Here is an 18671-nt window from a genome sequence, read left to right on the forward strand (position 1 = left end):
GTCGCCTTTTTTGTGTCCGATTATTCCGGGCGCGGTTTCAACGGGAAGCGTCTGCGCACCAGTACAAAGAACAGGGGCACGAAGTAAATCGCCAGGATCGTGGCTGAAATCATCCCACCCATTACGCCAGTCCCCACCGCATGTTGGCCGCCGGAACCTGCGCCGCTGCTAATGGTCATCGGCAAGACTCCGAAGATAAACGCCAGCGACGTCATCAGAATTGGACGCAAGCGCTGGCGGCAGGCATGCAGCGTGGCGTCGAGCAGATCGTGTCCTTTCTCGTTCATCTCATTGGCGAATTCAACAATCAATATCGCATTCTTTGCCGAAAGCCCGATAACGGTGAGTAACCCGACCTGAAAGTACACATCGTTTTCCAGGCCGCGCATCCAGGTGGCGAGTAGCGCGCCAATTACCCCCAGAGGCACAACCAGCATGACGGAGAAGGGAACCGACCAGCTTTCGTACAGGGCAGCCAGACACAGGAATACCACCAACAGAGAAATAGCGTACAGGGCTGGAGCCTGAGAGCCCGACAGTCGTTCCTGATAGGACATTGCCGTCCATTCGAGGCCGAATCCGGTTGGTAACTGATGGACCAGCGATTCCATGATGTCCATCGCTGTACCGGTGCTGACGCCGGGCGCGGCTTCACCGACGATCTCGACGGCGGAGTAGCCGTTATAGCGTTCCAGACGCGGTGAACCGGTTTCCCAACGTGACGTGGCAAAGGCCGAGAAAGGCACCATGCCGCCGCTATTGTTGCGTACGTACCATAGGTTGATGTCGTCCGGGAGCATGCGATATTTTGCCGCCGCCTGCACGTAGACCTTCTTCACGCGGCCCCGGTCCATGAAGTCATTAACGTAACTGGAGCCCCAGGCTGTTTGCATTGTGTCGTTGATATCGTCAATGGAAACGCCCAACGCCTGGGCTTTGCGCTGATCGATATCAATTTGCAGCTGCGGGCTGTCGTCCAGACCGTTGTGACGAACGCGGGTCAGGGACGCGTCTGTCCCGGCCAGTTCAATCAACTTGTCGCGTGCGGCCATTAACGCGTCATGACCGGCACCAGCGTGATCCTGCAGCTCCATATCGAAACCGGCAGAGCTTCCGAGGCCGCTAATCGCCGGAGGACTGCTGGCGAAGACGCGGGCCTCTTTAATCTTATTAAAGGCTTTGGTCGCACGTTCGATAATGGCGAAAGAGGTTCCGGTGATGGCGTCGCGCTCATCCCAGTCTTTTAAACGGACAAACATACGCGCTACGTTTTGACCGTTCCCGCCCGGGCCGGAACCAACCGTGGAAAAGACCGACATAATGTTGTCTTTCTCATGGGTGAAGTAATACTTCTCTACTTCCTCAACCACTTTCAACGTTTGCTGCTGTGTGGAGCCGCTGGGCAACTGTATCGAGGTAGTAAACATGCCGCGATCTTCCAGCGGCAGGAAGGAGGTGGGCAGACGCAGGAACAGGAAGACCATGCCGCCGAGCAGCAGGCCGTAGATCAGGATCCAGCGCAGGCTACGGTGCAAAATTTTGGCGACACCTTTTTCGTAGCGCTCGGCGTTGCGATTAAACATCCGGTTAAACCAGCCAAAGAAACCCGTTTGTCCGTGATGTTCGCCCTTATGCAGTGGTTTGAGCAAGGTGGCACACAGGGCGGGGGTGAGGATCATCGCCACCAGAACGGACAGCACCATCGCGGAGACGATGGTAATCGAGAACTGGCGGTAAATAGCCCCGGTAGTACCACCAAAGAAGGCCATCGGGATGAACACCGCCGACAGTACCATAGCGATGCCGACCAGCGCGCCCTGAATTTGCCCCATCGATTTCCGCGTTGCCTGACGCGGCGTGAGTCCTTCCTCACTCATAATACGCTCGACGTTTTCCACCACCACAATGGCGTCATCGACCAGCAGGCCGATCGCCAGCACCATGGCAAACATCGTCAAGGTGTTAACGCTGTAGCCAAAGGCGTAAAGCACGGAGAAAGTGCCCATTAACACTACCGGAACGGCGATGGTCGGTATAAGCGTGGCACGGAAGTTTTGCAGGAACAGGTACATCACGAGGAATACCAGCGCAATCGCTTCCAGCAGCGTTTTCACCACGTCGATAATTGAGGCTTTAACAAAAGAGGTGGTTTCATACGCCACCTTGTATTCCAGCCCGTGCGGAAAATACTGTGACAGTTCGTCAAGGCGGTTAAGCACCAGCTCTGCCGTTGCCATTTCATTGGCCCCGGAGGCCAGTTTCACCCCCAGACCAGAAGCCGGGTTGCCGTTAAAGCGGCTGAGGTAGTCATACTTTTCTGCACCCATTTCAACTGTTGCTACGTCACCCAGTTTAACTTCAGATCCGTCCTGGTTGACACGAAGTGTAATCGCACGGAATTCATCTGGCGTTTGCAGCAGGGACTGGGCGTTAATCGTCGCATTTAGCGCCTGCTTGTCCACCGAAGGCGTGCCGCCAAGTTGTCCGACGGCAATCTGCGCATTTTGTGACTCGATAGCGTTGGTCACATCTTTGGCAGTCATCTGGAAGCTGTTTAGCTTGGCTGGGTCGAGCCAGATCCGCATGGAATATTGTGAGCCGTAGGCGTCTATATCGCCCACGCCGTTGATGCGGCTGAGCGGGTCCTGAATATTACTGGCGACGTAGTCGGCGATATCCTGCTTATCCATTGAGCCATCGGTGGAGACGAAGGCGATGGTCAGAATATTGGTGTCCCCGGTTTTTCGTACCGTGACCCCCTGATCCTGTACCGCCTGCGGCAGCTTACGCATTGCCGATTGCAACTGGTTTTGCACCTGCTGGACGGCCTCATCAGGATCGGTTCCGGCGACGAAGCTCAGCGTAACTGATGCCTGGCCTGTCCCGCTGCTTTGTGACGACATGTACATCAGATTGTCGAGGCCGGTCATGTTCTGCTCGATAACCTGGGTTACGGTATTTTCCAGCGTTTGCGCAGAGGCACCTGGATAGTTCGCGGTAATCCGCACGTTGGGGGGCGCCAGATCGGGATATTGCTCAACGGGCAGCGAAAAAATAGCCAGGGCTCCTGTCAGGCACAACAGGATAGCTAACACCCAGGCAAAAATGGGGCGATCGATGAAAAAATTCGCCATTAAAAGGGGACCTCGTGTTTCTGCGTATCGTTATAGGTATGACTTGCTTCACTTTAGCGGCAAGGTACGGGTCAAACGTGGAGAAAAAAAGAAGATAATGTAAATTATCATGCCCGTTTACGGCGTACCTTTCGTGCCAACGCCGTCAGGCCCGACGACGCTGTTCGTTTTTTTACGTCAGTCCACCGTCGGATTCTGCCGAACGAAAACTGATGCTCACCAGCGTTCCCCCGCCAGAGGGTTGTGAGAAGGTCAACGTGCCGCTCAGCCTTTCTGCCCGCTCACGCATAATATTTAACCCGTAGTGTCCTGAAGGCTCGTGCGGTTCACCTATGCCGATGCCGTTATCGCGTATATAAACCGTGTGGTTGCCATCCGGCGCGGTGACACAACTGACGGCAATTTCGGTGGCGCTGGCATGCTTAATCGCGTTCAGCACCGCTTCACGGATGATCTGCAGCAGATGCACCTGCATTTGCGCGTCCAGCGCCAACGTAGGTAGTCGGCAATCGAGCGTCAGTTTAGCCGAGGTCTGATTTTGCAGCGTCTCCAGCATTTCATGTAATGCTGAGGGCAGATCGGCCTGCTGTAAGGTCAGGCGGAAGGTGGTGAGCAGTTCGCGTAACTGACGATAGGCATCGTTCAGCGCCTGAGAAAAATCGGCCATAATACTTTGCGCCGGGGCGTTATCTTCCGGGATCGAGCGCTTCAGCAACGTGAGCTGAATGCGTAAATAAGAGAGCACCTGCGCCAGCGAGTCGTGCAGCTCGCGCGCAATCGTCGCCCGCTCCTCCATTAACAACAGCTGCTGAAAATGTTTTTGCGCCTGATTGAAGTACAACCCGCGTCCCAGCATTGAGGAAACGCTGTTGAGCAGCGGGATGGAAGCATTCACGTTTGGGCTTTGCCAGTGCAGTTCACCATAAACGGTCTCCTGCATCGTGACCGGCAGGATCTGCATCGGGAGATCGGGGCTTTTCGTCCCTTCGCTGATACGCCAGTTATCGCCGACGGTCAGTTCCAGGAAATACGCGGCGTCATGCTCACGGACAATCTGTAAAATGTGGCGGAAGCAGTACACGTCAATCTGGCTGGTATTCAGCGCCTGAGAACACTGATACAGCACTTCCAGGCGACGATTAGCTTCGTGGAGATCGTGCGTTTTCTCCGCAACGGAGGCTTCCAGTGAGCGGTAAAGCTTATGTAACTCACTCGACATCTGGCTAAAGGTCTTGCCCAGCAACCCCAGTTCGTTGGGCAAACCGGTATCCAGCGACGGGATATCAAACTGACCGTGTTCAATGTGCTGGCTGGCCATCACCAGCTTATTGAGTGGGCGTACCACCTGCTGGCGAATGCGCCGCAAGGTAAAGAAGACGAGAGTGAATATGCCGATTCCGCCTGCCAGTGAAATACCGAAAACTAACATCACTTTGCGTTCGGCATAATGCTGCAGCGCCAGCACGAAGAGATCGATTTGATCGACATAGCTATTGATATTGGCCTGGTACCATTTTAAATCGCCATCGATCAGACGGGCGTTCATTTCCAGCCAGTTGGCGTGCAGATGCCCATAGCGGCTTTTTACCGCTTGCGGAACATACCATGCGTTCAGATTTTGTAATGCGGGTGAGTTTAACGCCTGCTGGAAAAGCTGGCGGTGAGCGTTGAGCTGCGGGCTTTGGCTTTGCAGATCGTAACCCAGACGGTAACTTTGCATGCGCAATGAGCCCGCAACGTTGATGGCTTCAGCATCCCGTAAGCTGCTGGTCAGCGTGAGCAGCGCAATACCCGTTGAGAGAATCGACAGCAACACGATGTAGAAAAAAGCTTTAGCCAGACTGGCCGAGACCGGACGCTTTACCGTCACTTGTGCATCCCCACACAATACACGTCGCGCCTTAAAACAGCCTGAACGATGCGGTGTATTTGATAAATGTTAATAAAAACGCCATGAAACTGAATAGTAACTGAAACACAATTTCATATGCGATGAAATAAATTGATCTGCCACAGGTTCTGGATAAATAGTTGCGCTTCCTGGGCAAATGAACATTGCCGCTTCCTTCCGTGTCGGTTAATAACAACACTCATATAAAGAATAAGGTTTTTGCAACCAAAAAAGAAGGAAGCCATGAATCGTTTTGTTATGGTCAATAGCCAGCAGTGCCTGGGATGCCATGCCTGTGAGGTCGCCTGCGTCATGGCTCACAACGGCGAGCAGCATGTCCTGAGCCAACGGCATTTTCAGCCCCGAATTACCGTCATCAAGCATCAGAAGCAGCGCAGTGCGGTAACCTGCCATCACTGTGAAGATGCGCCCTGCGCCCGAAGTTGCCCGAACGGGGCAATCAGCCATGAAAATGACAGCGTCCAGGTTAACCCGCAAAAGTGTATTGGCTGTAAATCGTGCGTTGTGGCCTGTCCTTTCGGCACCATGCAGATCGTACTCACGCCCGTCGCTAAAGGAAAGGTCAAAGCGACCGCGCACAAATGCGATTTGTGTCAGGAGCGTGAACAGGGACCCGCCTGCGTAGAAAACTGTCCGGCGCAGGCGTTACAGCTGGTGACGGAGAATTCGCTGACCGGTCTGTCAAAAGCGCGCAGGTTGCGTACCGCCAGTCTGGAAAGCCAGCCCTGGCATGCCAGCGCTACCGATTTTGTTCCACATGTCATTACCAAACGTGAGCAAATGCAGGCTACGCCTGCGCGTGGCGAACCGGATAAACTACCGATTGAAGCGCGTAAAACAAGTTTTGAAGAGATCTATCTGCCGTTTCGCACAGTACAGGCGGAGCGGGAAGCGTCCCGCTGCCTGAAGTGCGGCGACCACAGTATTTGCGAATGGACTTGTCCGTTGCATAACCATATTCCGCAGTGGATTGAGCTGGTCAAAGCCGGGAACATCGACGCGGCGGTTGAACTTTCTCACCAGACCAACTGCTTACCGGAAGTGACAGGGCGCGTGTGCCCGCAGGATCGGCTCTGTGAAGGCGCCTGTACCGTACGTAACGAGCATGGCGCGGTGACTATCGGTAATATTGAGCGTTACATCTCCGATCGGGCGTTGAGCAAAGGATGGCGACCAGACATAAGCCACGTGCAGAAAGTGGACAAGCGTGTTGCCATCATCGGTGCGGGCCCTGCGGGTCTGGCCTGCGCAGATGTGCTGGCGCGCAGCGGTATCAACACCACCGTGTACGATCGCCACCCTGAAATCGGCGGTTTGCTGACGTTCGGTATTCCGGCCTTCAAACTGGACAAATCGCTGCTGACGCGCCGCCGCGAAATCTTCAGCGCCATGGGTATTCATTTCGAACTGAATTGTGAGGTCGGCAAGGACGTTACGCTGGCCACGTTACTCGAGGATTACGATGCCGTGTTTGTGGGGGTCGGGACTTATCGCTCGATGAAGGCGGATCTGCCGAATGAAGACGCGCCTGGCGTGTATGACGCACTGCCATTCCTGATTGCCAACACCAAACAGGTGATGGGGCTGGATGAGTTGCCTGAAGAGCCGTTTATCGACACCGCCGGGTTGAACGTGGTTGTTCTCGGCGGAGGCGATACGGCCATGGACTGTGTACGTACTGCGCTGCGCCACGGTGCAAGCCAGGTGACCTGCGCCTATCGTCGTGATGAAGCCAACATGCCGGGTTCGAAAAAAGAGGTGAAGAATGCCCGGGAAGAGGGGGCAAACTTTGAATTTAACGTCCAGCCGGTGGAGCTGGTATTGCATGCCGACGGTCGCGTCAGCGGCGTGCGTTTCTTACGTACCCAGCTTGGCGAGCCTGATGCACAGGGGCGGCGTCGCCCGGTCCCCATCGCCGGGAGTGAGTTTGTTATGCCCGCAGATGCGGTGATTATGGCGTTTGGTTTTCATCCGCACGGTATGCCGTGGCTTGAGAAGCATGGTGTTAAGGTCGATAGCTGGGGGCGCATTGCCGCCGATGTTGAAAGCGCATACCGTTATCAAACCAGTAACCCGAAAATCTTTGCCGGTGGCGATGCGGTTCGCGGTGCGGATCTGGTGGTGACGGCGATGGCGGAAGGGCGACATGCTGCACAGGGGATCGTTGACTGGCTGGGCGTAAAATCAGCCAAATCTCACTAGCCTGAGCTCAAGACAAACCCGGTTTCACGGCGTAGTATTATTTCTCACTTTTCGTCGTGGAGCCGGTATGTCGCAAAAAATCACCCTCATCAAAGACAAAGTCCTTTCCGATAACTACTTCATCCTGCGCAACATCACCTATGATCTGACCCGTAGCAACGGTGAGGTGATTCGTCATAAACGCGAGGTTTACGATCGCGGCAACGGTGCCACTATCCTGCTGTATAACCCGGAGAAGAAAACGGTGGTGTTAATTCGCCAGTTTCGCGTTGCTACCTGGGTCAATGGTAACGAAGATGGTCACCTGATTGAAGCCTGCGCCGGGCTTCTGGATAACGACGAACCGGAGGCGTGCATTCGCAAAGAGGCCATTGAAGAGACCGGTTTTGAAGTAGGTGAAGTGCGTAAGCTGTTCGAACTGTACATGTCGCCGGGGGGCGTGACGGAGATAATCCACTTTTTCATCGCCCAATACAGCGACAACCAGCGGGCAAACGCGGGCGGCGGTGTGGAGGATGAAGATATCGAGGTTCTGGAGCTGCCGTTTACCCAGGCGCTGGAAATGATTAAAACGGGTGAGATCCGTGACGGTAAAACGGTGCTATTACTGAATTATTTGCAGTCGTCGCATCTCATGGACTAATACCGGTATTTATATTTCTTTACAAATTTTCGGCCAATCCGACGATTCTTATTGAGCCACATCAGTCGCGCAAGGAAGATACCGCTTAGGCTGTGTGTTTTGACTTCGGGGTTGTACCGTTCATGCGCTATCGCGTTATTTTACTTTTCCTGCTCGGGTTGTTACCCGTCAGTTTGCTGTGGGCAGCGCCTGCGCAACAGGCGTTTTCTGACTGGCAGGTAACGTGCAATAACCAAAACTTTTGCGTGGCGCGCAATACCGGAGAACATCACGGCCTGGTCATGACTTTAAGCCGTAGCGCTGGGGCACATACCGACGCTGTGTTGCGTATTGAATTGGGTGGACTGGAGTCTTCCAATATCAAAGAGAGCGATATTGCGCCACGTCTGCTGTTGGATGGCGCACCGCTCTCGCTTCGCGGCGAACGCTGGCGTATTACCCCCTGGCAGCTGATGACCGATGATCCGGCCACCATCAGCGCATTTTTACAAACCGTCCAGGACGCGAAGGCGATAACCCTGCAAAAAGGCGCACAAACCTTGTCACTGGTCGGGCTAAAAGCCGCGCTGCTGTTTATCGACGCCCAGCAAAAACGGGTCGGTAACGAAACCGCATGGATCGAAAAAGGCGACGAGCCACCGCTCAGCGTACCACCGGCTCCCGCTTTAAAAGGCGTGGCTGTCATTAACCCAACACCAACGCCTCTCACGCAGCAAGAGCGCAGTGAACTGTTGGACTACGGTAACTGGCGGATCAACGGTATTCGCTGCTCGATCGATCCGCTGCGTCGCGAGATACGCGTGACGGCCTTAACGGATGATAAAGCGCTGATGATGATCGGCTGTGAGGCCGGGGCGTATAACACCATCGATCTGGCGTGGGTGGTTTCACGTACTACGCCATTGACTTCACGTGCGGTACGGCTAAGTCTGCCTTTTAAAACGGATGCAGAAAGTCGCGATATGGAGCTGACCAACGCTACGTTTGACGAGAAATCGCGGGAGCTGGTAACTCTCGCCAAAGGGCGAGGGATGGCAGATTGCGGGATCCAGACTCGCTGGCGCTACGACGGTCAGCGTTTTCGTCTGGTGCGTTATGCCCAGGAGCCAAGCTGCGATAACTGGCATGGGCCAGATGCCTGGCCCACGCTGTGGATCACGCGGTGATGTGTTGATATGGCAGAAATAATTAAAGATTATTACCGTTATGAGCAATAACTTCTTTATACCAGTAAAAAGAGTTTTTACGATAACGCTCCAGTGAACCCCTGCCGGAATTATCTTTGTCTACATAAATCATTCCGTAGCGTTTCTTCATTTCTCCGGTACCAGCAGAAACCAGATCAATGCATCCCCATGGCGTATAGCCGATTAAATCGACGCCATCATCAACCACGGCTTTTTTCATTTCACTGACGTGTGCCGTGAGATAATCAATACGATACTGATCGTCTACGGTTTTGTCATTTTTCAGTGTGTCAATTGCGCCAAAACCATTTTCTACAATAAACATCGGTAACTGGTAATGATCCCAGAACCAGTTAAGTGAATATCGTAGCCCTTGGGCATCGATTTGCCATCCCCAGTCAGATGTTTGAATATAAGGGTTTTTAACTAAATGGTGCGGCTCAACGTAATTAAAATCTGGGTTATCATCTGTGGATTGGGTGACGAAAGACATATAGTAGCTGAAACCAATATAATCTACGCAACCATGCTGCAGAATCTCAAGATCACTCTCAGTTATGTCGAGGGAAAAATTTTTTTTGGCGAAATAATTAACCATATGTTGCGGGTAATGGCCGCGCACATGAACATCGGTGAACCAGTAACGGCGATGCATTGCCTTAATGGACATCATCATGTCTGCTGGCGCACAGGTGAGAGGATAAATCGGGCACATCGCAATCATACAACCAATTTTAAAATCAGGATTAATAATGTGCCCGGCATCTACGGCCATTGCGCTGGCAACCAGTTCATAATGTACGGCCTGATACATTATTTTTTCACGAACGTATTCATTCTCATCATCAGAATAAAGAACCCCGGAATTAGTAAACGGACAAAGGCTTTCATGAAAATTAACCTGATTATTTATCTCGTTAAACGTCATCCAGTATTTTACTTTGGACCGATAGCGAGTAAAAACTGTTTTGGCAAAGCGGGTAAAAAATTCGATCATTTTACGATTACGCCAGCCACCATATTCAGTGACAAGATGGTATGGCATTTCGAAATGAGACAAAGTAATAACCGGTTCGATATTGTATTTCAGGCATTCATCAAACATATCATCATAGAACTGTAATCCAGCTTCATTCGGTTCAATTTCGTCACCGAGAGGGTAGATTCGGGACCAGGCGATGGATGTGCGAAAACATTTGAATCCCATTTCAGCAAATAGTTTAATATCATCTTTGTACCGATGATAAAAATCAACAGCTTGATGGTTTGGGTAGTTTCGTCCCTCCATTACCCCTGCGGTCACTTCGCGTGGGACGCCATATGCCCCTGCAGTCATAACATCGGCAATACTGATTCCTTTTCCGCCTTCATTCCAGCCCCCTTCAAGTTGATGTGCGGCCACGGCGCCCCCCCAAAGGAAATCACTTTTAAAACCAAACATAATATTTCTCCTTAATTAAATTATTACCACCAGACTTCGGCTTGCACACCGGCCATAAATTCATCTTTACTTTTATCATCAAAATTAAAGTTAGAGAGTTCATTGTCCAAAATATTAATATATGTGCCATAGAAACGAATTTCAGGTCTTGAGCCTAAAATACTGGTTCCAACTTTAAAGGCATGGTAAAGGGTCGTTTTATATGCTGATTCATCAAGGGTAATACCTTGTTGAGTTTTATTACGTTGTTTAAACCAGCCTAATTCTACGCCAGTTTGATTCCAGGTATTCCAGATCCATGCTGGACGAATAACCGTACGAATACTATCGAAATCACTGTGTGCGCCGCTTTCATAACTGTATACATCTTCCCCATGAGAATAGACCAAAGCATTGGCCATAATGATATTGTCACCGAGATACATTTCTCCCTGGGAAATCAAACGCCAGGCAATACCGTCGGTATGATCGCCATAGTAGTAACGACCATGAGACATAGTATTGCTTGCATCGGAGAAACTGGCGAAACTACTGGCATAAGAGTTGTTAGCAATTTGCAGAGTAAATTCGTTAAACGCATCACGCTCCATGTTTTGACGAAGTATTGATGTCAACATCCAGCTATCTTTCATTTCAAAGTAGCTACCGTCATTTTCATTGTTTTCCTGTTGATTGGTTTTATTAGGTGAAGAGTATTTGGCCATCAGCGATAACATTCCATTATTCCATAAAGGTATATTCCTGTAGCGCAGATCGACAGAATTGGTATTCATTTGAGTGGTATGTTCAAAATCGCGGGAATAGACATCAACATCATCGCGGCTTAAGGAAACATCGAGCATGCCTGGCCCTAATGCCCAATTTTCAATACCCACTCCAGCGGCGACATCCGCAGTTAATGTTTTCCAGTCAAGCATCTGAATTTCATACTGAGGTAATTTATGCTTGCCCACCCAAAAATCAGCGTCAGGTGCAAAAGGTAAAAAACCACGAGTTGTCAGATAAATATCACTGAATTGCATGATATTTTCATTATCACTGTCGCCAAACCATGCGTCGTTGTATTGTTCACCAACGTTACCATCGTAGGTGACAATCGCATTAGCCGTTTTACCATCCTGATTATAAACGCGTTGATTTAATGTCAGATCGAACCAACCGCTCATTTCGTTACCAAAACGGCCCAACGATCCGGCTGCATAAGTTTCCGGCGAACCGTGATTACCCGTCCCCCATCCGGAGCGAAAATATCCCTGGTAACTAAAACCGATATCATCCTTAATGTACTTGCTGATATCTTTAAGCGTGACGCGGCTTTGTTGAATAAATCAGATTTCGGGTAAGTCTCCCCGTAGCGGGTTGTGTTTTCAGGCAATACGCACGCTTTCAGGCATACCTGCTTTCGTCATTTTGTTCAGCGCTCGTACCAGGGCCATAGCCTCCGCAACCTGACCATCGTAGTCACGCAGCGTCAGTGAACCCCCGAACAGCTGTTTTACCCGGTACATCGCCGTTTCCGCTATCGAGCGACGGTTGTAATCTGTTGTCCATTTCCACCGCGCATTACTCCCGGTCATTCGCTGATTAGCCACTGCACGGTTACGGTCTGCATATTCACCGGGCCAGTAACCCGCACCTTTTCGGGGTGGGATAAGCGCGCTGATTTTCTTACGCCGCAGTTCATCGTGACAGAGCCGGGTGTCGTAAGCGCCGTCTGCCGATGCTGCCCTGATTTTTCTGTGAGTCTGCCGGATAAGACCCGGGAAGGCTTCTGAGTCCGTCACATTGTTCAGCGACAGGTCTGCACAGATGATTTCATGTGTGTTGCTGTCAACTGCCAGATGCAACTTTCGCCATATACGACGGCGTTCCTGGCCATGCTTTTTGACTTTCCACTCGCCTTCACCAAAGACCTTCAGCCCGGTGGAATCAATCACCAGATGCGCGATTTCACCCCGGGTGAACGTTTTGAAACTGACGTTAACCGACTTTGCCCGCCTGCTGACACAGCTGTAATCCGGGCAGCGTAGCGGAACGTTCATCAGAGAAAAATGGAATCAATAAAGCCCTGCGCAGCGCGCAGGGTCAGCCTGAATACGCGTTTAATGACCAGCACAGTCGTGATGGCAAGGTCAGAATAGCGCTGAGGTCTGCCTCGTGAAGAAGGTGTTGCTGACTCATACCAGGCCTGAATAGCTTCATCATCCAGCCAGAAAGTTATGGAGCCACGGTTGATGAGGGCTTTATTGTAGGTGGGCCAGTTGGTGATTTTGAACTTTTGCTTTGCCACGGAACGGTCTGCGTTGTCGGGAAGATGCGTGATCTGATCCTTCAACTCAGCAAAAGTTCGATTTATTCAACAAAGCCGCGTGACGCTTTCAATGGTGGTCTGTTCACCGTTGCTGTCAATAACGGCTATCTGCTGACTACCTTTAACCGTAGCATTCTCCGCGGATTGGGTGAGTTCGCCATTTTCATTCGCTATGTTATCGGCGACGGGGGATGATTTTGATGGTTCAGAAATAGCTGCCTTGCGGTAACCATTTGCTATTATACTGTGCTGCAAAGATGCAACCTTTGATTTGTAATGCCCCAACTCTTCTTTTGTTTTTTGCAGTTCATTCTTGTTTTCTGTCAGCTCTGTTTCAAGAAGTTCCAGCCTTTGTTCAATAGTTAATTTATTTGCCAGTGCGCTAGCAGGGTATAAAGCGAGGCATACCAATACATATAAAATATTGGTTTTGTATTTATTTAATTGCATATAGAGTATCCTTGATAAGCTAAAATACCTTCCTCTAACTGGTTGCTGAAGGAAAGTAAATCAGGAAAAAAGCTCTTTCCTTAATGCTATTATTTCTTTGACTAAGTCCTGGCAAAGTATCGCATTCATCAAATGATCCTGTGCGTGTACGAGAATTAAATTGACATTTATTTTTCCGCAGCCTTCATCCTGGCTGATTAAAGCCGTTTGTATTTTATGAGCCTGAAGGCTTGCTTCTTCTGAGCTTTTCAGCAATTGCGTTACAGCATCCCAATTTTTTTCACGCGCATACTTCAGCGACTCCATTGCGTCGGAACGAGCTTGTCCGGCATGAATCAATAATTCCATTACTGTTTCTTCATTGGCAAACATAAATAACTCCTGGTTTTTATTTGATAATCTGATGGTTATTCAGTTGTGGTAGCATTCACTTTATTGGAAGCAATAACGAAGGGTAAATAGATCAATGTTGCAACGCCGAGGCAGAGCAAGCCCACGAGTAAAGCCAACCAGTTACCACCTGTTCCAAGAAATGCGATGAGGGGACCTGGGGTGGTCCACGGCACGGCATAGGCAACCGGGGGAATGATTTTCATCGTGACAAAGAAATAGCCAATCAGCGAGTTAACAATCGGCACCAGAATGAAAGGCACCATCATTATTGGGTTCAATACAATAGGTAAGCCAAACATGACCGGTTCATTAATATTGAAAATACCGGGTATAAAAGACATCTTGGCCAGATCTCTATATTCAGCGCGACGTGAAGCAATAAAGATCGCCAGTAATAATCCTAAGGTCATACCTGAGCCACCGCAGTTTGCAAATGCATCGTTGATTGATGTCCAGGTTACCGGGTAGGGGGCATCCCAGGTTGCGCCGTGCTGGGCGGCCCAGGAAAGGTTTTCCAGGTTTGCTTCGGAAAAAACCGTTTCACGAATAGCTGATGTTGTATTAGGGCCATGGATCCCGAGAACCCACAGAAAATTTCCGACGGCGCCCAGAACGATGACAGCGAAGATGTTCGTCCCCATATGCTTGAGAGGAGCCTGAATTAACGTATAGATCAGATCGTTGAGCCCATTGGGAGAGATAAGGGAGAGTAAAAAATTCAGTGCTGAAAAAAAGATCATCACAAAGAAAATGGGTAATAACACTTTGAACGATCGTGCAACTGCAGGTGGAACCGCTGCTGGCATGGTGATGGTTATCTTGGGATTTCTTGCCATCCGACAAAAAATTTCACTGGTCAATAACGCCACGATGACTGCAACAAACAGGCCTTGTGCACCTAAAAATTTGGTTGTCAGAAATGCCTGGTTATCGATCATCTGATAGGGAGTATAAACAATGAAAAACGCGCCAATAGCTGTTAATCCACACAGAAGCTCATCCTGTTCGTAGCTGATTGCCATGTTTCTGGCGACGAGAAACGCAATCATGATGGACATGATATTCACGGAGCCATTCATTACTGGGGTAAAGATGGCTTGAGCCTTTTCCAGGTTCGGGAATATGCTGCTAAGATGCAGCAGTCCGGCGATAAAGCCATCGGGTGATAAGATCGCAAAATTTATTAATACAATTAATGAACTTGCCATTATAATTGGAAAGGTATAGACAAACCCATCTCTAACAGCAGCAACGTGCTTTTGTGAATTTAATTTTATTGCTATTGGAACAAGAAAACGTTCCATCCCTCGCTCAAAGGTATTCATTAATCCCATTACGGTCACCTGTAATTGTTAGGTATTTATTTTGGATAGGTCTTTTGGTTCCTGAGTTGGTTATTCTCAGGAGCAGGAATATACTATGCAGTGCGTTGGTTACTTGAGAAGTTTCAGTGCAAACTCCAGAACTGCTTTGCCATTCATTGATCCGTAATCTTTCATATCAATAACCGCGACAGGGATTTTTCCTTGTGCAACCTCTTCAATTTCAGATTTCTGAAAACGAACCTGTGGACCTAATAAGACAACATCGGCTTCATTGTTTTTGATCCGTCCTTTGGCTTCCGCAATAGCCAGTGCATTAATATTAAAATCAGCATTGATAGTTATGGCATGTTCAATCATTCTCTTTACTAACATGCTGGTCGACATTCCCGCGGCACAAACCAATAATATATTTTTCATATAAATCCTCAATTGTTATATTAAATCTGAATGACTACGTTTTAATATTATTTAATCCTTGGGGTGTTTTTTGTTACATTGGTCACAGTCGATATCGATAAATAGGTTCAGTTTGATTAGAAAAAATGAACAACTTTCCATTTTTTCGTTTTCATATAACGTAACCAATTGTTTTTTATGAATGCAAAGAGGTGCTAAAGTGGTATTCCAGAATATTGCAAAAATGCTGAAAGATATCATTAATGGATATTTATATAATGTGGGTGATTTATTGCCGTCAGAAGTCGAATTGGCACAGCGTTTTAATGTTTCACGCAATACCTTACGAAAAGCGCTGAATCTCTTAGAGAGTGAGGGGGTAATTGAACGTAAGCACGGTTCCGGTACCTATGTGAAGAAGAAGATTTTTGTCGCACATGTACATCACATGAACAGTTTTAGTGAGATTGCATATAACAGTGGTAAAGAGGTCGTTAGCCAGATTATGAAGTTTGAACTACAGGTAGCCTCAGGACGTATTGCTAAAGAATTAAATATGGAGCAAAATGAATCAGTATATTATATAAAACGACTGCGGGTGATTGATAATAAACCAGCGCAATTAGAGGAAACCTGGCTTTCAGTGAGTCGCTTCCCGAAATTAACCATTTCACATATGAGGAATTCCAAATTTACGTATATAGAAAAAGAATGTAATATTAAAATAATTGGCACGTTTGAAACGTTTTCTCCGGTATTTCCAACGGCGGAAATAGCCAGTATTCTTCATACCAGTACCAAAGATCCAATATTGAGAATTCAAACGCAGGCAGTTGATGAAAATTACCAACCAATTGATTATTCTATATTGCATTCAAATATATTTGAGTTTCAGGTGAAATATTTTTTACCACGCCAGAAAGCATGCCAAGACTTAAAATGAAAAACGATGTCTGCATGCCAGAATAAAGGCTATTTTGTTGGTCACTTTAATGAGGGACGTAATGTCCCTCGTATGCGGGTTAAGACGGATGAATTGTTATTTTGTCAGCACCTTATGCGCTTTCTCTACGATGTTGTCCACCGTAAAGCCGAAGAACGGGAACAGCTTGTCTGCCGGCGCCGACTCCCCATAGCCCGTCATACCAACAATCGCCCCTTTCAGCCCAACATATTTGTACCAGTAGTCGGCAATACCGGCTTCTACCGCCACGCGTGCGCTGACGTTTGCTGGCAGGACCGACTCCCGGTACGTCTCATCCTGGGCGTCGAAGATATCGGTTGAAGGTAGAGAAACTACCCGTACGTTACGGCCTTCGCCGGTCAGTTTTTCCGCAGCCAGCAGCGTGATTTCCATTTCTGAACCGGTAGCAATCAGGATAACATCCGGCTTACCGCCGCTATCTTTCAGCACATAGCCGCCGCGGGCAATCTGCTGCACTTGCTCAGGCGTGCGTTCAACCTGCACCAGATTCTGCCTGGAAAGGATCAGCGCCGTAGGGCCGTTATGACGCTCGACTGCCAGCTTCCAACCCACTGCTGCCTCAACCTGATCGCACGGTCGCCAGGTGCTGAAATTCGGCGTCAGTCGCAGGCTGGCGAGCTGTTCGACGGCCTGATGTGTGGGACCATCTTCCCCCAGACCAATCGAGTCGTGGGTATAAACCATGATTTGTCGGGCTTTCATCAGCGCCGCCATGCGTGCGGCATTACGGGCATATTCAACAAACATCAGGAACGTTGCGGTGTATGGTACGAAGCCACCGTGGTGCGCGATACCGTTGGCAATCGCGGTCATACCAAATTCACGCACGCCATAGTGGATGTAGTTTCCTGCATGATCCTCCTTAAGAGAAGTGGAGCCTTTCCAGATGGTCAGGTTGCTGGGCGCAAGATCCGCTGAGCCGCCAAGCAGTTCGGGCAGCATCGGTCCGTAGGCGTTCAGGGTATTTTGCGAGGCCTTACGGGTGGCTATTTTGGCCGGGTTGGCTTGCAGGTCGGTAATATATTGCTGGGTTGTTTCTTCCCATGCTTCCGGCAGTTCTCCGCTCATCCGCCGGGTAAACTCTGCCGCCAGTTCCGGATGCGCTTGTCGATACGCCGCGAATTTCTCATTCCAGTCCTGTTGCGCTTTTTCGCCTTTCTCGCGCGCGTCCCACGCCCGATAAATCTCTTTGGGGACCTCAAAAGCAGGATGATGCCAACCTAATTTCTGTCGGGCCAGCGCCACTTCTTCTTCACCTAACGGCGCACCGTGCGCTTCCTCTTTCCCGGCTTTATTCGGTGATCCAAAACCAATCACCGTGCGGCAGATAATCAACGACGGCTTGTCGGTAACGCTTTGCGCTTGCTGAATCGCTTTTTTCACCGCTTCAGGATCGTGACCGTCAATATCGTGTATCACATGCCAGTGGTAGGCCTCGAAGCGTTTCGCAGTATCGTCGGTAAACCAGCCGTCGGTTTCGCCATCAATTGAGATGCCGTTGTGATCGTAGAAGCCGATGAGTTTACCAAGTCCCAGCGTGCCCGCCAGCGAACAGACTTCGTGAGAAATCCCCTCCATCAGGCAGCCGTCGCCCATAAAAACCCAGGTGAAATGGTCGACAATCTCATGGTCCGGCTGGTTAAACTGCGCCGCCAGCGTGCGTTCGGCAATCGCCATTCCGACAGCGTTGGCTAAACCCTGGCCCAGCGGCCCGGTGGTGGTTTCCACGCCCGGCGTGTAGCCAAGCTCCGGGTGGCCGGGAGTTTTTGAATGCAGCTGGCGGAAGTTTTTTAATTCTTCCAGCGGCAGGTCATAGCCGGAAAGATGCAGCAGACTGTAAAGCAGCATTGAGGCGTGGCCGTTGGACAAAATAAACCGATCGCGATCGTACCAGTGAGGATCGCTTGGATTATGGCGGAGGAAATCATTCCACAGTACTTCGGCGATATCAGCCATACCCATTGGCGCGCCGGGGTGGCCTGAGTTAGCTTTTTGTACGGCATCCATACTTAGCGCACGAATGGCATTGGCAAGATCTTTACGGGTCATAGGAAATACTCCTTGAAAAGTAAAGCGTTAGAGCGTGTGTTAATTCACACTTTTGGAGAATTTGCAGGCGTTGTCAGCAAAAAGCATAGCAGACAGGCATGGTATTGCTGGCTTAAGCAGGTAACATGGTTGTTATAAATTGATAACAAATTCTTTCTTTGAGTAGTGAGAGTTTGGGGACCTTCAAAGTTTGCGCCGCTGACAGAGGTGATAATGTGCGGCTCAATAGAAGGGTACCTGCGA

General features: G+C 49.7%; 12 protein-coding genes and 2 pseudogenes. 4 read left to right on the forward strand and 10 right to left on the reverse strand.

Going from position 1 to position 18671, the window contains the following annotated elements; genetic code table 11:
• Positions 1-20 precede the first annotated feature (20 nt).
• Together acrD and narQ are read right to left on the reverse strand one after the other, a co-directional pair.
• A complete protein-coding gene (acrD, locus tag NMD08_RS07500) occupies positions 21-3134 on the reverse strand; it encodes a multidrug efflux RND transporter permease AcrD (protein ID WP_370619893.1) in 3114 nt (1037 codons plus the stop codon).
• Positions 3135-3306: 172 nt separating this feature from the next.
• Complete coding sequence (gene narQ / locus NMD08_RS07505) at positions 3307-5004, reverse strand: nitrate/nitrite two-component system sensor histidine kinase NarQ (RefSeq protein ID WP_151217634.1); 1698 nt, start codon at positions 5002-5004, stop codon at positions 3307-3309.
• A 264-nt stretch (positions 5005-5268) separates the two neighbouring features.
• On the opposite strand from narQ, the gene aegA reads away from it, so the two are divergent.
• From aegA to NMD08_RS07520, 3 genes are all read left to right on the forward strand, one after another.
• A complete protein-coding gene (gene aegA / locus NMD08_RS07510) occupies positions 5269-7248 on the forward strand; it encodes a formate-dependent uric acid utilization protein AegA (protein ID WP_187253538.1) in 1980 nt (659 codons plus the stop codon).
• Positions 7249-7315: 67 nt separating this feature from the next.
• Positions 7316-7891 (forward strand): GDP-mannose pyrophosphatase NudK, encoded by a 576-nt coding sequence (nudK, locus tag NMD08_RS07515; protein ID WP_151217632.1) that lies wholly within the window; start codon positions 7316-7318, stop codon positions 7889-7891.
• A 122-nt stretch (positions 7892-8013) separates the two neighbouring features.
• Positions 8014-9057 carry a DUF1176 domain-containing protein gene (locus NMD08_RS07520; RefSeq protein ID WP_151217631.1) on the forward strand — a complete coding sequence of 348 codons (1044 nt, stop codon included), beginning with the start codon at positions 8014-8016 and terminating at the stop codon, positions 9055-9057.
• A gap of 22 nt (positions 9058-9079) precedes the next feature.
• On the opposite strand, the gene NMD08_RS07525 is transcribed toward NMD08_RS07520, so the two are convergent.
• The 7 genes and pseudogenes from NMD08_RS07525 to NMD08_RS07555 all read right to left on the reverse strand — a co-directional run bounded on the left by NMD08_RS07525 (position 9080) and on the right by NMD08_RS07555 (position 15415).
• Positions 9080-10519 (reverse strand): 6-phospho-beta-glucosidase, encoded by a 1440-nt coding sequence (locus NMD08_RS07525; protein ID WP_370619895.1) that lies wholly within the window; start codon positions 10517-10519, stop codon positions 9080-9082.
• Positions 10520-10542: 23 nt separating this feature from the next.
• Positions 10543-11829: pseudogene (locus NMD08_RS07530) on the reverse strand (carbohydrate porin); the annotation flags it as partial.
• A gap of 57 nt (positions 11830-11886) precedes the next feature.
• Positions 11887-12854 (reverse strand): annotated as a pseudogene (locus NMD08_RS07535) (IS5-like element IS903B family transposase).
• A gap of 21 nt (positions 12855-12875) precedes the next feature.
• Positions 12876-13280: a carbohydrate porin gene (locus tag NMD08_RS07540; RefSeq protein WP_370619897.1), complete on the reverse strand. Its 405-nt coding sequence runs from the start codon at positions 13278-13280 to the stop codon at positions 12876-12878.
• Between the two features lie 60 nt (positions 13281-13340).
• A complete protein-coding gene (locus tag NMD08_RS07545) occupies positions 13341-13652 on the reverse strand; it encodes a PTS lactose/cellobiose transporter subunit IIA (protein WP_192464952.1) in 312 nt (103 codons plus the stop codon).
• 35 nt (positions 13653-13687) lie between these two features.
• A complete protein-coding gene (locus NMD08_RS07550) occupies positions 13688-15007 on the reverse strand; it encodes a PTS sugar transporter subunit IIC (RefSeq protein WP_370619899.1) in 1320 nt (439 codons plus the stop codon).
• A gap of 99 nt (positions 15008-15106) precedes the next feature.
• Complete coding sequence (locus NMD08_RS07555; RefSeq protein ID WP_192464953.1) at positions 15107-15415, reverse strand: PTS sugar transporter subunit IIB; 309 nt, start codon at positions 15413-15415, stop codon at positions 15107-15109.
• Between the two features lie 199 nt (positions 15416-15614).
• Between NMD08_RS07555 and NMD08_RS07560 the strand changes: the two genes are divergently transcribed.
• A complete protein-coding gene (locus tag NMD08_RS07560; protein WP_278238396.1) occupies positions 15615-16337 on the forward strand; it encodes a GntR family transcriptional regulator in 723 nt (240 codons plus the stop codon).
• Between the two features lie 96 nt (positions 16338-16433).
• Here the strand turns inward: NMD08_RS07560 and tkt are convergent, their stop codons facing one another.
• A complete protein-coding gene (gene tkt, locus NMD08_RS07565; RefSeq protein WP_370619902.1) occupies positions 16434-18428 on the reverse strand; it encodes a transketolase in 1995 nt (664 codons plus the stop codon).
• Between the last annotated feature and the right edge of the window lie 243 nt (positions 18429-18671).

It is taken from the genome of Citrobacter meridianamericanus (genome assembly GCF_041320245.1).
Taxonomy (GTDB): domain Bacteria; phylum Pseudomonadota; class Gammaproteobacteria; order Enterobacterales; family Enterobacteriaceae; genus Citrobacter; species Citrobacter meridianamericanus.

What these genes read in the sequence shown, in the direction of transcription:
- acrD (WP_370619893.1), bottom strand. Translation starts at nt 3,134, where the DNA reads ATGGCGAATTTTTTCATCGATCGCCCCATTTTTGCCTGGGTGTTAGCT.
- aegA (WP_187253538.1), top strand. Translation starts at nt 5,269, where the DNA reads ATGAATCGTTTTGTTATGGTCAATAGCCAGCAGTGCCTGGGATGCCAT.
- nudK (WP_151217632.1), top strand. Translation starts at nt 7,316, where the DNA reads ATGTCGCAAAAAATCACCCTCATCAAAGACAAAGTCCTTTCCGATAAC.
- NMD08_RS07520 (WP_151217631.1), top strand. Translation starts at nt 8,014, where the DNA reads ATGCGCTATCGCGTTATTTTACTTTTCCTGCTCGGGTTGTTACCCGTC.
- NMD08_RS07525 (WP_370619895.1), bottom strand. Translation starts at nt 10,519, where the DNA reads ATGTTTGGTTTTAAAAGTGATTTCCTTTGGGGGGGCGCCGTGGCCGCA.
- NMD08_RS07540 (WP_370619897.1), bottom strand. Translation starts at nt 13,280, where the DNA reads ATGCAATTAAATAAATACAAAACCAATATTTTATATGTATTGGTATGC.
- NMD08_RS07545 (WP_192464952.1), bottom strand. Translation starts at nt 13,652, where the DNA reads ATGTTTGCCAATGAAGAAACAGTAATGGAATTATTGATTCATGCCGGA.
- NMD08_RS07550 (WP_370619899.1), bottom strand. Translation starts at nt 15,007, where the DNA reads ATGGGATTAATGAATACCTTTGAGCGAGGGATGGAACGTTTTCTTGTT.
- NMD08_RS07555 (WP_192464953.1), bottom strand. Translation starts at nt 15,415, where the DNA reads ATGAAAAATATATTATTGGTTTGTGCCGCGGGAATGTCGACCAGCATG.
- tkt (WP_370619902.1), bottom strand. Translation starts at nt 18,428, where the DNA reads ATGACCCGTAAAGATCTTGCCAATGCCATTCGTGCGCTAAGTATGGAT.